The 14285-nt window shown below is 70.9% G+C and carries 13 protein-coding genes and 1 tRNA gene; 6 read left to right on the forward strand and 8 right to left on the reverse strand.

The window, feature by feature from the left end; genetic code table 11:
- Positions 1 to 633: 633 nt before the first annotated feature.
- The 3 genes from I847_RS0119350 to I847_RS0119360 are packed head-to-tail and all read right to left on the reverse strand — an operon-like array spanning position 634 to position 2713.
- Positions 634 to 1149: a DsrE/DsrF/DrsH-like family protein gene (locus I847_RS0119350; RefSeq protein ID WP_028051018.1), complete on the reverse strand. Its 516-nt coding sequence runs from the start codon at positions 1147 to 1149 to the stop codon at positions 634 to 636.
- Between the two features lies 1 nt (position 1150).
- Positions 1151 to 1465, reverse strand: coding sequence for a TusE/DsrC/DsvC family sulfur relay protein (locus I847_RS0119355; RefSeq protein WP_028051019.1), 315 nt, complete (start codon positions 1463 to 1465; stop codon positions 1151 to 1153).
- A gap of 12 nt (positions 1466 to 1477) precedes the next feature.
- Positions 1478 to 2713, reverse strand: coding sequence for an NAD(P)/FAD-dependent oxidoreductase (locus I847_RS0119360; RefSeq protein ID WP_028051020.1), 1236 nt, complete (start codon positions 2711 to 2713; stop codon positions 1478 to 1480).
- A 543-nt stretch (positions 2714 to 3256) separates the two neighbouring features.
- On the opposite strand from I847_RS0119360, the gene I847_RS0119370 reads away from it, so the two are divergent.
- The 5 genes from I847_RS0119370 (at position 3257) to I847_RS24935 (ending at position 8282) form a co-directional block, all read left to right on the forward strand.
- On the forward strand, positions 3257 to 3832 hold the full coding sequence (locus I847_RS0119370; protein WP_028051021.1) for a TetR family transcriptional regulator: 576 nt from the start codon (positions 3257 to 3259) through the stop codon (positions 3830 to 3832).
- Positions 3829 to 4572: an ABC transporter ATP-binding protein gene (locus I847_RS24930; protein ID WP_051275079.1), complete on the forward strand. Its 744-nt coding sequence runs from the start codon at positions 3829 to 3831 to the stop codon at positions 4570 to 4572. The genes I847_RS0119370 and I847_RS24930 overlap by 4 nt, the downstream gene beginning before the upstream one ends.
- Positions 4569 to 5348, forward strand: a complete 780-nt coding sequence (locus tag I847_RS0119380) for an ABC transporter permease (RefSeq protein WP_028051022.1) — start codon at positions 4569 to 4571, stop codon at positions 5346 to 5348. The genes I847_RS24930 and I847_RS0119380 overlap by 4 nt, the downstream gene beginning before the upstream one ends.
- A 311-nt stretch (positions 5349 to 5659) precedes the next feature.
- Positions 5660 to 7231, forward strand: a complete 1572-nt coding sequence (locus tag I847_RS0119390) for a Na+/H+ antiporter (RefSeq protein ID WP_034610932.1) — start codon at positions 5660 to 5662, stop codon at positions 7229 to 7231.
- Between the two features lie 181 nt (positions 7232 to 7412).
- On the forward strand, positions 7413 to 8282 hold the full coding sequence (locus I847_RS24935; RefSeq protein ID WP_155856232.1) for an alpha/beta fold hydrolase: 870 nt from the start codon (positions 7413 to 7415) through the stop codon (positions 8280 to 8282).
- Positions 8283 to 8317: 35 nt separating this feature from the next.
- On the opposite strand, the gene I847_RS0119400 is transcribed toward I847_RS24935, so the two are convergent.
- The 4 genes from I847_RS0119400 to I847_RS0119415 form a co-directional block, all read right to left on the reverse strand.
- Entirely contained in the window at positions 8318 to 9607 is a 1290-nt protein-coding gene (locus I847_RS0119400) for an SLC13 family permease (protein ID WP_028051024.1), read from the reverse strand.
- The gene (locus tag I847_RS0119405) at positions 9604 to 10044 is read right to left on the reverse strand and encodes a CBS domain-containing protein (protein ID WP_028051025.1); all 441 of its coding nucleotides are present in this window, start codon (positions 10042 to 10044) and stop codon (positions 9604 to 9606) included. The genes I847_RS0119400 and I847_RS0119405 overlap by 4 nt, the downstream gene beginning before the upstream one ends.
- Before the next feature lie 347 nt (positions 10045 to 10391).
- Positions 10392 to 10467 (reverse strand) — tRNA-Arg (locus I847_RS0119410).
- A gap of 58 nt (positions 10468 to 10525) precedes the next feature.
- A complete protein-coding gene (locus I847_RS0119415; RefSeq protein ID WP_028051026.1) occupies positions 10526 to 11182 on the reverse strand; it encodes a FadR/GntR family transcriptional regulator in 657 nt (218 codons plus the stop codon).
- Positions 11183 to 11302: 120 nt separating this feature from the next.
- On the opposite strand from I847_RS0119415, the gene I847_RS0119420 reads away from it, so the two are divergent.
- The gene (locus I847_RS0119420; RefSeq protein ID WP_051275109.1) at positions 11303 to 12553 is read left to right on the forward strand and encodes an MFS transporter; all 1251 of its coding nucleotides are present in this window, start codon (positions 11303 to 11305) and stop codon (positions 12551 to 12553) included.
- Positions 12554 to 12793: 240 nt separating this feature from the next.
- On the opposite strand, the gene I847_RS0119425 is transcribed toward I847_RS0119420, so the two are convergent.
- Complete coding sequence (locus I847_RS0119425; protein WP_051275081.1) at positions 12794 to 14164, reverse strand: DUF1996 domain-containing protein; 1371 nt, start codon at positions 14162 to 14164, stop codon at positions 12794 to 12796.
- Between the last annotated feature and the right edge of the window lie 121 nt (positions 14165 to 14285).

The following is a 14285-nucleotide window of genomic DNA, read 5'->3' on the forward strand; positions in this document are numbered from 1 at the left end:
GAATCGACAGGCCGGGTCGAACGAGGTGGTCGAATCGAACCCCTGCAGGGGTGAGGGCGCAGGTTCGGGCGGCGGTCGCGCGAACAAGATCCGTCCCGCGTGACGTGCAGAGCTGGAGGCTCACGAGCGCGGTCGCCATCGACCATCGGCCGATGGTCCTGCTCGGCGCCGGCTGCCCGCTTCGATTCGGCGAGGTGACGGGAGCTCCGACGCGCGGACCTCGATCCTGATCCTGGCGTCGTCCGGGTGCGTCGAGGCGGGACCTGCCCGACGGGAGCACTGATCGTCGACACTCCCAAGACGGAGGCCGGCGCAAGAGACGTTGCCACTCCGCCGGACCTCCTGCGGTCCTCAGGCGACACCTCTCTGACCGGGTCGGCCCGCGTCCCGCCTGGACCAGGCAAGGGCGGCGACGGATCGAGACGTCGCACGGGACTTGGCGGTGGGAACTGGCCCGACTCCAAGGTGGGACCCACTCGGGATTCGGCCGACGCGCGTCGCCGTACGCGCGCAGGCGTGCGACCTGACGAGCAAGTCGTTGCCAACGCTGACCTGTGCCCGAGACCTCGCTGCCGCCGAGGCGGGTCGGCCGGGCACCGGCGAGGTGCTCAGGCTGGCCACCCGGCGAGGTGCTCAGATGAACAGCAGCTGGGCGCCGTCGGTCTTCTCGATGAAGTCGCTCGCGCTGATGATGCCCTCGACGTCCTCGTCCAGGTCGTCGACGGTCAGGTGGTTCATGTCGGCCGACAGCCGGCACGCCCACAGGTGGCCGCCGGACGCGACGATCTGCTCCAGGAACTCGGGCACGTCCGGGACATCGAGGTCGGCGATCGCCTTCTTCAGCTTCGAGGTGGCCATGTGCGTCATCCCCGGCAGCCCGCCGAGCCCCTGTGGCATGTGCGTGGCGGTGTTCCCGAGCATCGTGAACTTCAGGTCGTCCATCGTGGCCTTGGTGATCATGTCGAGACCCCAGAACGTGAAGAACAGGTGCGTCTCGACGCCCTCACCGAGGGCGGCGTTGGCCAGGATGAGGCCCGGGTAGGCCATGTCCAGGTTGCCCTTGGAGCAGATGATCGCGAGCTTGCGCTTGGTGCCGGGCTCGGCGTCGAACTGCGGGACGACGACGGTCGCGGTCTCGGTCGTGGTCATGTCAGACACATCCAACTGGCTTGGGCAGGCCGGCGACGTAGGCCATCTTCTTGGCCGGCTTCTGCGGGAAGAGGCGGAACAGGTCCTTGACGGGCACGCCGCTGCCGGCCGATGCCCGCCGGAGCGTCGCGGTCTGGCCGCGCTGCGCGAAGTCGTCGCGCAGGAACGCGAGCACGGTGCGGTGCTCGTCGGTGAGCTCCAGGCCGATCTGCGCGGCGAGGACTGCCGCGAGCTCGTCGTCCCACTCGGCGGGGTCGGTGAGGAACCCCTCCTCGGTGACGTGGATCTGATGACCGCCGAGGGTCGTGACTGGCATGGTGCACCTCTCTTAGGGCGTGGGAACTGGGGTCTGCTTGCCGAGCATGGACATCGCCGAGGCCATCGGAAGTGGCCGTCCGGGCAGCAGGACATTCCAGTAGACCCAGCGGAACGCGAGCTTCCCGAGGTGGTTGGCTCTGCTCTCCTTGAGCAGGCTCATCGGTCCGACGTAGGGCGCCGGGTACATGCCGGTCAGGGGCTGGGTCTCATAGTTGAAGTCGAGCAGCAGGGCCTTGCCGTCGCCGGACTCGACGAAGCAGTTGGCGTGGCCGTCGAACGAGTGCGTCATAGGCCGCCCGGCGGCGAGCTCGATGAGGTTGTCGACGACGATGTCCGCCGAGAAGTGCGCGACAGATCCCGCCTTGGAGGTGGGGATGTCCGAGGCGTCCCCGACCGCGAAGATCCGCGGGTCCGCGACCGATTGCAGCGTGTGCCTGTCGACCGGGACGAAGCCCAGGTCGTCGCCCAGTCCGGAGCGGGTGACGAAGTCAGCGCCCATGTTCAGCGGGATCGTCACCAGCAGGTCGAAGGGAACCTCGCGGCCGTCGTAGGACACCAGCGCGGTGTCCTCGATGTGCTCGACCAGGAAGTCGGGCTCCACGGTCACGCCGCGGTCGACGAGCATCGACCCGAGCTGCTCGGCAGCGATCGGCTTGGTGAACGCGCCGTCCAGCGGCGTCACGAACACGAGCTCGGTGGCGGAGCGCAGCCCGTGCTCGCGCAGCCAGGCGTCCGCCAGGAACGTGAACTCCAGAGGCGCGACGGGGCACTTGATCGGCATGTCGGTGATGTGGACCACGAGGCGCCCGCCGCGGAACGCTCGCAGCGCGTCGGCCAGGGCCTTCGCCCCGTCGAGCGTGTAGAAGTCGAAGATCCTCTTCCGCCACTGCGGTCCGAGCATGCCGGGGGTCTGGTCGGGCCGCGGCGACGTGCCGGACGCGATCACGAGGTAGTCGTACGGGAGCAGCCGACCGTCCAGGAGTACGACTTCCTGCGCGGCAGTGTCCACCCGGTCGACGGCCGCCAGCACCAGCGTCACACCGTCGCGCACGAAGGCATGGCGGGACCGGACCAGGTCGTCGGTCGGGCCGCCGAACGGCACGAACAGGAAACCCGGCTGGTAGGGGTGGGCGTCGTCGCGGTCGACCACGGTGATCGCCCACGCGTCGTCCAGCTTGCGCCGGAGCTTGTTGGCCACCATCGTCCCGGCCGTACCGGCGCCGAGCACGACCACATGCCTGGCCATGGCCGTCAGCCCGCGATCATCCCGTCGCGGTCCGCCAGGACCGCGGCGTTCCAGATGAGCGTCATCGCTCTCTCCCTTCCCCGCCGAGCGGGGACCGCCCGACCGGGCGGCGAAGCCGCCCTGACTGCCCACGATGCGCCGGACGCCGGAGCGGAAGTAGAGCACTAGGTCCCGGGCGTCCCCGCTGCATCCGATGCGTGGGCGTGGCTGCTACCGCGTGCCAGCCGCCGGGCTCGTTGCAGTCCGGATCGCCGGCCGCTGACTGGCCCGTCGTCAGGTAGCCGGGCTCCGGCGGCGTCGGATTCCGCCGCCATCTCGAGCAGACGGTTGTACGTCGCCACCCGCTCGCCCCGCGCTGGGGCTCCGGACGTCTGCTGTCGACAGCCCGGTGGCCACCGTGAGTTCCGCGATGGGGGTGTCCGAGGTCGCGTCCGAGCGGTGCGAGACCATCTGGCGCATCCGGCCTGTTGACACATCGCCGACCTGAGCATTGTCGACGCGGTGCGGCCTTGACGGGAAAATGTTAGTGACTAACATTGAGCCGTGCCTGCAGCCCTTCCGCGATCTACGCCTCGCGCGCTCGCGACCCGCCGCCGAATCCAGGAGGTTGCGCTCCGGCTCATCGAGGAGCGGGGATTCGACGCCACGACGGTGGCGGATGTCGCAGCCGCCGCGGGGGTGTCGCACATGACGTTCTTCCGGCACTTCCCGACGAAGGAGGACGTCGTCCTGGACGACCCCTACGACCCGATGCTCGCCCAGGCGGTTGCTGCGCAGCCAGCGGGGTTGCCGCCTCTCGAACGGGTGCGTCGAGGTCTGCTGGGGACGGTGGCAGCGGTCGACTCAGACGACTTCGACCGTGAGTCGCGACAGCGGCTGCGCCTCGCTGCCCAGACGCCGGCCCTGCGTGCGCGGATCTGGGAGAACATGGCCCGGACGCAACGCACCGTGGTCGACGTCCTGGTCGAGAGGGGTGTCGGCGCGAACACCGCGGAGGCGGCCGTGGGCGCGTGCCTTGGTGCCGTGACGTCGGCGTTGCTGCACTGGGGCCATGACGGCCCTGGGGGTCCCAGCCTGGCGGACGCGCTGACGGATGCGCTGGAGGTGCTGCGGCCGTGACTGGTCTGCGTGCGTGTGGCATCGTGCGTCGGTTCGGGCCCGTGACGGCGGTCGATGGCGTCGACCTCGACGTCCTGCCGGGGCAGGTGCATGCGCTGGTCGGGCTCAACGGCAGTGGGAAGACCACGCTGATGCGGATGCTGGTCGGCGTCCTGCGCCCCGACGAGGGTCTGGTCCGGTTCGATGGGGCGGCCGGTCCCCACGGAGCGCTGACGGGCCACGTGATCGACGTACCCGCGGCGTACGGGGAGCTGACCGTCGCTGAGAACCTGTGGGCGGCCGCGCGGCTGCGTGGTGTGCCGGGAGCCGCTGCACGTTCGGCCGCGGCCGTGGCGGCCGCCGCGGTGGGTATCGACGACCTCGTCGGTCGCCGCGCTGCCGGCCTCTCGCTCGGTAACCGTCAGCGGCTCGGTCTCGCGTCCGCGCTGGTCCACGACCCCGAGGTGCTGATCCTCGACGAGCCGACGAATGGGCTGGACCCCGCGGGCGTGCTTGCGGTGCGCCGGCTGCTCCTGGACCGCGCACACGAGCACGGGTGCGCGGTGCTCGTCTCCAGCCACCACCTCGACGAGCTCGCGCGCATCGCCGACCGCATCACCGTCCTGCACCGCGGGCGAGTGGTGGGGGCACTGGAGCCCGACGGCGTCGATCTCGAGGCTCGGTTCTTCGCGATGGTCGCTGAGGCGGACGGTCTCGACCTCTCGGCGGAGCCTCCGCTCGTGCCGGGAGGGCGGTCATGAGTGCTGCGTGGACGACGGAGGTCCTGAAGCTACGACGGTCACCGGTCACTCGCACCGCATTCGCCGCGATGGCGCTGATCGCGCCGCTCTTCGCTGTGGGAGCAGCGCTGCTCATCGCGCGGGGGAGCCCGACCGGCACCGGCTCGATGGCGGGTGCCAAGATCGCCGGCATGGTGCAGGGCACCGGCTGGGACGCGGTCACTGCGGGCTTCGGGCAGGTCGTCTCCGTGCTGTGGCTGCTGGGTACGGGGATCGTCGCTGCCTGGTCCTGCGGCCGTGAGTTCTCGGACCGGACCCTCGGGCAGCTGCTCGCCCTGCCGACGTCGGCCGGCCGGATCGCGATGGCGAAGCTCGGCTCGGTTCTCGTGTGGGCCGCGTCGACGGTCGTCGCGGCGGCCGCCCTCACGCTCGTCGGGGGAGCGGCGGCCGGACTTGGCGCGCCGACCGTGGACGACCTCCGTTCGCTGGGTACCGGCGTGCTCGCGGGGGTCGCCGCCGCGTGGTTGGCGCTCCCGTTCGCGTGGGTGGCGACGGTCGGCAGGGGGTACCTCCCCGCGGTCGGTGCCCTGCTGGGCGTCGTCCTGGTCAGCCAGGTGGTCGTGCTTCTCGGTGGTGGGGCCTGGTTCCCCTGGGCGGTCCCGTCGCTGCTCGTCGGAACGGGAGGTGAGACGGCCGCGGTCGCGGTGTCGCCCGTCGGTGTCGCGCTCGTGGTCGTGGTCGGTGCACTGGCCTGGGGTGTCACGGTCCGTGCGTGGGCGCGACTCCAGCTCATGTGAGCCACGATGACATCGCACGGGGCGGCGAGAGGCTCATGGGTCACGGTGCAGCACCTGTGTTCGTGCGGTTCGCCGACCGGACGGTGCACCAGCGTTGGTTGCTCCGGCTGCCCATCGTCCTGTTCGGGTGAGGCTCGGCGGCCTGAAAGGCGATAAGGGTGCCGCTGTTCTGCGCGCCTGCACCGGACGCCATCCATCCGCGTGGAAGGAGCTGGAGCCGACAAGCCTCCGCGTGGCGGTGATCGGGCGCAGAGGCGGCGCCTCGGTCGCTACGGTCGGGACCTGATCCAGCTCATCGAGGAAGGTCGCCCGTGTCGCCGGAAGTCCTGATCGCCGTGCTCGTGGCGGGCATCATCGTGCTCACTCCGCTCGCGGACCGCCTGCGGGTCCCGTTCCCCGTCCTGCTCACCCTGTTCGGCCTGGCGGTGCCGCTGATCCCCGGAGTGCCGAACCTCTCGATCGAGCCGGACCTGATCCTGCCGCTGGTCCTGCCTCCACTCCTGTTCGCGGCGACGCAGCGCGCGACGGCGCGTGAGTTCCGGGAGAACGCCCGCCCGATCCTGCTGCTTGCCGTCGGGCTGACGGTGGCGAGCGCGGCCGCAGTCGCCGTTCTGGCACACGGAGCAGGCCTGGGGTGGGGCGCGGCCGCGGTCCTCGGCGCGGTCGTAGCACCTCCCGACCCGGTGGCGGCCACAGCGGTGGCACGCCGCCTACGGCTCCCTGGACGGCTCGTGACGATCCTCGAGGGCGAGGGGATGTTCAACGACGCCACCGCACTCGTGCTCTACAACGTCGCCGTGGCAGCCGTCGTCGCCGGGGCCGTGACCGCAGGCGAACTGGGGATCAGCCTGGTGCTCGCGGTCGGCGTCGGTGTGGGGCTGGGCCTCGCCGCCGGTGTCCTCACCAGGTTCGCGCTGGCACGGCTGCACGCGGCAGCCGCCGAGACGACGTTGACGGTCGCGGTCCCGTTTGCCGTCTACCTGGGCGCGGATCAGCTGCGCGGCTCGGGCGTTCTCGCGGTGCTCACGCTGGGCCTGTACCTGCGGAGCTACGCCCACCATGCGTTGACCTCGGAGGGCTGGTTGCTCGGTCGCGCGGTCTGGCGCTACGCCGACTACCTGATCACCAGCCTGGTGTTCGTGTTCATCGGCTTCGAGCTCACCGAGATCCTGCGCACGAGCCCGGACCGCAGCACGGCGCTCGCGCTGGCGGCGTGGACGTGTGCTGTGCTCATCGCGGTGCGCTTTGCCTGGGTGCTGGGCACCAGCGCGCTCTTCGGTCGACGCCGACGACGCTCGGTCGCCGTGCCGATCGGGGGGCGTGAGGCCGTCGTGACGTCCTGGGCGGGCATGCGCGGCGTCGTCACGGTCGCCACCGCACTCGCGATCCCGGCAGCGGTCTCGAGCGGTGCGGCGTTCCCGGGCAGGGACTCGATCGTCGTCGTCGCACTCGTGACCGTCCTCGTCACGCTCGTCCTGCAGGGCCTCACCCTCGCTCCGCTGGTGCGATGGCTGCGAGTGGGGTCGTCGGACGACGGAGCTGACGAGCGCAGGACACTTCGCCGCAGGGCGATCCGCGCAGTCCTCGACGCACTCGACGGTCCGACCGGCGCGGCCTACCCCGACCGGGTGCGGCAGGCCGTGCGGCTCCAGTACGAGGGCTATCTGGCCGCGCAAGATGCCATCGGGACGGCTCGGCGGGGCAGCGTCCAGGACGAGGGGGACACCGGTGACGACGAAGCGGTCGGCCGGTTGCTGCGCGCGGTGAGCGAGGTCGAGCGTGCCGTCGTCCTCGACGCAAGGGGCGAGGGCGTCGTGAGCCCCGACGTCGCCGACGAGGTCCTCGACGAGGTCGAGCGCCGCGCACTGCGCCAGCTGGAGTAGCACGGCAGGGTGTCGTCATCGCCGCGGTCGCGAGGGTCCGCTGGGCGCTGGCCGGCGTCGCACCAGGGACAGTCGGCGTCGCGGCGTGCCCCCACCGCGCTCGCTCGCGTCGTTCCGGTAGGGGCAGGCAGGCCGCGCGAGAGGCGTCATCACGCGGATCCATCGCTCCTATGCTCGTGAGGTGCGAGCGACCAGGGTGGTCCAGACGCGCCTCGGTGCCGTCGAGGTCATGCTCCTGGGCGGCGACAAGCCGCCGGTGCTCTTCTTCCCGGGAGGGCATTGCGCGGCGAGTGTCGACTGTGGGTGGAGCATCTACACGTCCGGTGGCTACGGCATCGTGTCGTTCTCCCGACCCGGCTACGGCGCCACCCGGGTGGGGCAGCTGAGCGCTGAGGAGTTCGTGCCGGCGGTGGCGGAGTGCTGCGACCGGTTGGGAGTCACCCAGACGGCCGGGGCTGTGGGGGTGTCCTTCGGCGGCATGCAGGCGATCCACTGCGCGGTGGCCCTGCCAGGGCTGGTGCCCCGCCTGGCCCTGCACAGCTGCGCCCCGTCCACCCACGCGTATCCCGACTCGACTCGGCAGGCGCTTCTCGGACCGCTCGTGTTCGGTCCCGGGCCGCAGGCCGTCGCCTGGTCGGCGATCGCACGGCTGGTCGGCTCGGAGGCGGGCCTGCGCAGAATGGTCGCGAGCCTTTCGACGAGGCCGCTCGACGACTGGTGGCACACGTGGTCGGCGGACGACCGGGCCCGTGCCCGGGAGCTGTTCCGGACGATGTCCTCCGGGGCGGGGTTCGTCAACGACCTGCGCCAGGGGCGAGCGGAGCGTGGAGACTACCGGCACCTGTTCCAGACCGAGGTGTGCTGTCCCACCCTGGTGACTGCCTCTCGCGACGATGGCGGAGTCGCGTTCAGGCACGCCGAGGACCTCGCGGGGACCATCGCGGCCGCCACGCTCGTCGAGCTCGACGCACCGAGCCATCTGTTCTGGATCGGGCCGGCTCGTGCCCAGGTAGAAGCGGCCGTGCACGAATTCGTCGCGACAACCGCGTGACAGGCGGCGTCGTCCAGCGCCCGGGCGATCGCGGTTCAGGTGTAGCGCAGGAGCAAGTAAGGGATGCACAGGGCGACGGTTACGGCGGCCGTCGGCAGTCCGTAACGGAGCCAGCCCTTGAAGGTGAGCAGGAGGCCATTCCTGCTCGCAACTCCAGCGGCGACGACGTTCGCGCTGGCGCCGACGAGGGTGGCGTTTCCGCCGAGGTCCGCTCCGAGCGCCAGCGCCCACCAGAGCGCCCCGTCCTTCCCGAGGGCGGGGTTTGCGGCGATCAACGACGCGACGACCGGCGACATGGCAGTGACGTAGGGGATGTTGTCGACGAATGCGGAGATGACAGCGGAGCCGATCAGGACCACGAGCAGGGTCGCGACGACGTCACCGCCGGTGAGCTCGGCGATGCCCGTGGCGAGGGCGTCCAGAGCACCGACCTGGACGAGGGCGCCGACGAGGATGAACAGGCCCATGAAGAACAGGAGGGTCTCCCACTCGACGTCCGCCAGTAGTTCCCGTGCCGTCAGAGGTGAGAGCAGGATCATGATGCCGGCGCCGATGAGCGCCACGATCGCCGGGGCAACTCCGGTCTGCCGCTGGAGCAGGAAGCCCGCCAGGATCAGCCCGAGCACGACGAGGCTGCGGGCGAGGGTCGACGCGTCGGTGATCGCCTCGCGCTCGTCGAGCGCCAGCAGCGCGTCGGCGCGGGTCGGGTCACCGTGCAGCGATCGCCGGAACAGGAGGCGGGACATCGCGACGAACGCGACCAGCACGACCACGACGATCGGGCCGAGGTTCACGAGCATGTCGTTGAACGTGAAGCCGGCGTGGCTCGCGATGATGATGTTGGGTGGGTCGCCGACCAGGGTCGCGGTACCGCCGATGTTGGACGCCAACGTGAGGGCGACGAGGAAAGGGACGGGTGGCAGCCCGAGCCGATCGCAGACCAGCAGCGTGACCGGTGCGACGAGCAGGATGGTCGTCACGTTGTCCAGGAGCGCAGACGCTGCGGCGGTGACCAGGACCAGCAGGACGAGTACTCCGAACGGTCGGCCGCCGGCAAGCTTGGCCGCGCGGATGGCGAGGTACTCGAACACGCCGGTCCGCTTGAGCACCGCGACGACGAGCATCATGCCGAGGAGCAGGAAGATGACGTCCCAGTCGATGCCCGTCTCGTGGGAGTAGAACGCCTGGTCGGAGCTCAGGATGCCGAGGCCCAGGACGAGCGCGGCACCGCCCAGCGCGGCCGCCACCCGATGGATCCGCTCGGTCGCGATGAGGACGTACGTGCCGACGAAGATGGCGACGCTGACCCAGGCGAGCCCCGTCATCGGGCGAGGTGCGCCATCAGCTGGCTCGCGGTGATCGCTCCCAGCAGCACGCCGTCCTCGATCACCACGACCAGGGGAACGTGTGCAGCAGCCATCACGGCTGCGATCTCGACGAGCGTGGCCTCGCCGTCGACGCTGTGCGGTCGTCCGGGGTGCTCCTGCGCGGCCAGCAGATCGGAGACGTGCAGGCTCCTGAGCCGGGCGACGAGGGCGTCGGCAGATGACTCGTCCCATACCCGACCGAGCGCCGGGTCGTCGAGGACGTAGCGCGGCAGCACGACCCGCAGCACCTGCGAGGCAGGCACCACGAGGTGGCGCGCGTTCGACAGCACGACGACCCCCGGCAGCCGTGAGGCCTCGATCTGGCGGAACGCCGCCGTCGCGAGATCCGACGGGTCGAGCACGTCGACATGTCGGACCAGGTCGCGGGCGTGCATGCCGAACAGTCTGGCAGCAGCCTCGTCCCGCTTCTCGCGCTCACGAACGACATCGCTTGCGCCGGTACAGCCATCCCGTCACGGGCGCGAACACGCGGCGATCGCCAGGGAGGAGAGGAGGACCCAGGCTGAGCGAACGCTGATCGTCGACCTGGTCCGCCGTGACCAGGTCAAGGGCAAGCTCGCTGAGAACGTCTCCGCCGCGGGCTTGCCAACCCTCGTGGCCGCGGTCGGGGACGGCCTCCGGATGCACGCCCTGCTTGATCCCGAGCTCGATGTGGGAGCAGCCCTCGACGCCTTCGAGACGTTGATCGGGAGTCCACGCAGTTGGGAGCCTGCAGTTCAGATGGTGCCCGCGAAAGGACTCGAACCTTCGACCTTCTGCTCCGGAGGCAGACGCTCTATCCACTGAGCTACGCGGGCCGGTCACCGTCCGGGGACGATGCGGTGCACGACACTACCAGCCGTCGGCGACGCGCGATCAGCGCGTCTCGCCGAGCAGGGCGGACAGGTAGCGGTTCGTCTCAGCGGCGGCCTGCGCGTGGTCGCCCGCGACGATCGCCTCGATCAGCGCGTCGTGCGAGTCGTGCCCGTGCGTGTCGGTGACGAAGTTGAAGCGGATGTTCTCGCCGATCGCGGCCAGCAGGTTCTCGTACAGCTCGGTCAGGACGGGGTTGGCGCCCGCACGGACGATGGCGCGGTGCAGCGCCAGGTCGGTGGCGACCATCGCGTCGAGGTCACCGGCCTGGTAGGCCGCCGACCTCTCGTCGCGACGCTCCAGGAGGGCCGAGGAATCGAGCGGAGTGCGTCGCCGGGCCGCGAGCCGGGCGGCCTCGACCTCGAGCGCACGCCGGACCTCGACGACGTCGCGCTGGCGGGCGTCGGCGATCTGGCGGCCCATGGTCACGGCCAGCTCGGAACGTGAGAGGACGTAGGTGCCCGATCCTTGGCGGCGTTCGAGCAGCCCGGCGTGCACCAGCGACTGCACGGCCTCGCGCACGGTGTTGCGACCCACGCCGAGCAGGTCGGCGAGCGCGGGCTCGGGCGGGATGCGCGCCCCGACCGGCCACTCCTGCGTCGTGATCCGTTGGCGGAGCTCGTCGACAGCGGTGTCGATCAGTCCGGTCCGTCGTGGCATCCGGTTAGGCTCCCTGTCCAGGCATGCGGTGCAGTCAACACCGGCAGTCGGGCTGACGCCAGACCTGCGTTCCGCGAGCGTGCTGGATCGGGAGTGCTCGAGGTGTCGTCGTCCGTGCCGGTGACCGGACGATCCGGCGCACCGTGGCGCGGACGTCTGGTGGTCCTGGCGGCCATCGTCCTGGTCGGGCTGAACCTCCGGCTCGCCGTCGCCGCGGTGTCGCCGATCTTCAGCTCCCTGCGCGAGACGTTCCCGGTCTCGACGACGCAGGTCGGCCTGCTCGGCACCATCCCGGTCGCCTCGTTCGCGCTGTTCGGCACCCTCGCCGCGCCGATCGGGCGCAAGCTCGGGCTCGAGCCGGCGATCATCCTGGCGATGGCGTTCGCAGTCGCCGGCCAGCTCCTGCGCGCCGTCGCGCCGAACATGCCGGTGTTCCTGGGCTGGTCCGTCCTCGCGCTCGGCGGCATGGGCATGGGCAACGTGCTGCTGCCGCCGCTGGTGAAGCGGTACTTCCCCGACCGGATCGGCGCCGTGACCGCGTCGTACTCGGTGGCACTGAGCGTGAGCACCGCCGTGCCGCCCCTCCTCGCGCTCCCGGTGGCGCGTGCCGCGGGCTGGCGCGTGTCGGTGGGGATGTGGGCCGTGGTCGGCGTCGCGGCGATCGTGCCGTGGCTCGTCGTCGTGACCCGGTCCGTGGCCGCGCGCTCGCACCTGCGGGAGATCTTGCGACGAGCGCCGCGCACGGACCGGCCCGCCCTCCTGGTCCGGTCCGGCGGCGCCGAGTCGCGGCTCGTGTGGCGCTCGCGGCTCGGCTGGGCGTTGGTCGTCACGTTCTTCGCCAACACGACGGGCACCTACGTGATGTTCGCGTGGCTGCCGCAGATCCTTGCCGACGCCGGCCTGGGCACCGAGGTGGGCGGCCGCTGGCTCGCCGTCTTCGCCATCCTCGGGCTGCCTGCCGCCCTGTTCGCGCCCATCCTGACCGCCCGCATGCGCAACCCGTACCCGTTGGTCGCGGGCTTCGTCGCCTGTTGGATCGTCGGCTACCTCGGACTGTGGACGTCACCCGCGCACGGCACCGCGGTCTGGATGATCCTGTGCGGTCTCGGACCGGGGGCGTTCCCGGTGCAGCTCGCGCTCATCGGCCTGCGTACCCGGACGCCGGCCGTCGCGTCCGCGCTGTCGGGGATGGTGCAGGGGCTCGGGTACGCCCTCGCCATCGCCGGGCCGGTCGGGATCGGGTTGCTGCACCAGGCGACCGGGTCGTGGAGCGCGCCCTTCGTCGTCCTGCTCGGCCTGCTCGCGATCCTGCTCGTCGCGGCCTGGTTCGCCTGCCTGCCGACGATGCTCGGCGAGGAGCCGCATTCCTAGCGTCGTCGCGACGACGCGCGTGAAACCGCCGCGACCGGCGGCCGCGGCGGTTCTGTGGTGCGTGAGAGCCCCCCACGCCCGCAGAGTCGCGGTCAGCGGGCGCGGGGGGCCGTTGTGGGTCGTGGACCCGGTGGTCGGGGCGGGACGCCGTCCTCGGAAGGGGACAAGGGCAGCGTCCCGCCCGTGGAGGCCCGGCCGGCCAGCGGCCGGACCTCCGGGGTCACGACGATCGACGCCGGGTCAGAAACCGCCCGCCGCGTTGCACTTCGCGGACTGGTCGAGGCAGGTCCGCACCCGCTGCGCCTGGGCTGCGGGCTCCCACGCGTTGAAGAAGTCGCCGTGCATCGAGTACGTCGTCCCCGAGGCGAGCGTGACGTTGGTCGTGTCCATGCCCTTCGGGTAGGAGATCACGAACGACAGGTTCGGGATCGGCACCGGGAAGGCTGCAGGGCAGCCGCCCGCGGCGACGTTCGAGACGTGCGCCTTGTGGTCCGGGCTGTCCAGGTGGACGCCGTCCCAGCAGTCGGGGAACACCAGCTGGTAGGTGAGCTGGGCGGTGGGCGCGCAGATCGGCATCACGCCGTCGGCGGTCCGGCCGACCTCACCACCGATGCCTGCGCACCAGAAGTGGTTGCCCTGGTGGTCCGGGGTGTCCGTCTGCTGCTTGGCGCTGCCGGCGATCATCCGGAACCCCTCGGGGAACGGCTGCGTCCTGCTCGGGTCCTGCAACCGTGACCCGTAGTAGACGATGACGCCGCCGACGGGGTCCACGGCCTTGCCGTTCGCGTACAGCGTCGGGACCCAGTAGGACGACTTGTCCTCGATCGGGTCGCAGTTGGTGCCGCCCGCCTTCAGCGACGCGAGCGTCGAGTTCGCGTCAGTCGTCAGGTTCCCGAGGAACGTGTGGTTGTGCGAGGCCCCGGGCTGGTTCGGGAACACGATGGGGTCGTCGTTCAGGTGGTGGCTGACGGTGCACAGGGCGTGGAACTCCGGCACGCGCACCGGGTTGTTGGTGATGGGCTTCGGCGTGAGCGCGAAGAACGCCTTGGTGTCGGCGGCCTGCTTCACCGGGTCGACCGAGACCCACGCACCGGGCGTCGAGGTCGGCATCGGGGGCATGGTGGTCATGTCGTCCGCGGCGATCGTGAACCAGTTGAGGTTCACGAAGTCGGCGGCCTGCGAGCTGCGCAGGGCGAGGAAGACGGTGTGCGCACCGGTCAGCATCGTCATCGAGCTCGCCGACTTGGTCGTCCACGTCTGCCAGCCGCCCGTGGACGCGACGGGCCACGTGGCGAGCAGGGGACCGGTGAGGGAGTCCGCACGCAGCTCCACCGTGCCGCCGGCGTTGCTCGCCGAGGCCAGCCGGAGGGTCGCGGTCACGGAGCCAGTCAGTCCGAGGTTGACGTTCTGGTACCGCATCCAGTCGCCGTTGGCGAGCCAGCCGACGTTCTGACCGCCGCCGGTGTCGGCGGTGTTCTCGAGCTGGGCGCCCGACTGGGCGGCGTACGACTCCGCCTGGATCGTGGTGGTCGTCACCGCGGCGGACGCCGAGTTCAGCGGTCCGACGACTACGGCGAGAGTGCCGGCGGCGGCCAGCGTCAGCGCGGCCATCGCCCGGCGTCCTCGCAGGGCTGGGCCGCGTCGTGCTGCGGTCGGCGACGCTGCCGTCCGCTTGTGTCTGGTGTTCACGATTCCTCCGAGATCGGATGAAATGGGCAACTGGCACCGTACT

The sequence above is a fragment of the Cellulomonas sp. URHD0024 genome, from assembly GCF_000426185.1.
GTDB lineage: Bacteria > Actinomycetota > Actinomycetes > Actinomycetales > Cellulomonadaceae > Cellulomonas.

Bases quoted from the DNA above. Each gene is read 5' to 3' on its own strand.
- I847_RS0119350 (WP_028051018.1), bottom strand. From the start codon at position 1,149: ATGACCACGACCGAGACCGCGACCGTCGTCGTCCCGCAGTTCGACGCC.
- I847_RS0119355 (WP_028051019.1), bottom strand. From the start codon at position 1,465: ATGCCAGTCACGACCCTCGGCGGTCATCAGATCCACGTCACCGAGGAG.
- I847_RS0119360 (WP_028051020.1), bottom strand. From the start codon at position 2,713: ATGGCCAGGCATGTGGTCGTGCTCGGCGCCGGTACGGCCGGGACGATG.
- I847_RS0119380 (WP_028051022.1), top strand. From the start codon at position 4,569: ATGAGTGCTGCGTGGACGACGGAGGTCCTGAAGCTACGACGGTCACCG.
- I847_RS0119400 (WP_028051024.1), bottom strand. From the start codon at position 9,607: ATGACGGGGCTCGCCTGGGTCAGCGTCGCCATCTTCGTCGGCACGTAC.
- I847_RS0119405 (WP_028051025.1), bottom strand. From the start codon at position 10,044: ATGCACGCCCGCGACCTGGTCCGACATGTCGACGTGCTCGACCCGTCG.
- I847_RS0119415 (WP_028051026.1), bottom strand. From the start codon at position 11,182: ATGCCACGACGGACCGGACTGATCGACACCGCTGTCGACGAGCTCCGC.
- I847_RS0119425 (WP_051275081.1), bottom strand. From the start codon at position 14,164: ATGGCCGCGCTGACGCTGGCCGCCGCCGGCACTCTCGCCGTAGTCGTC.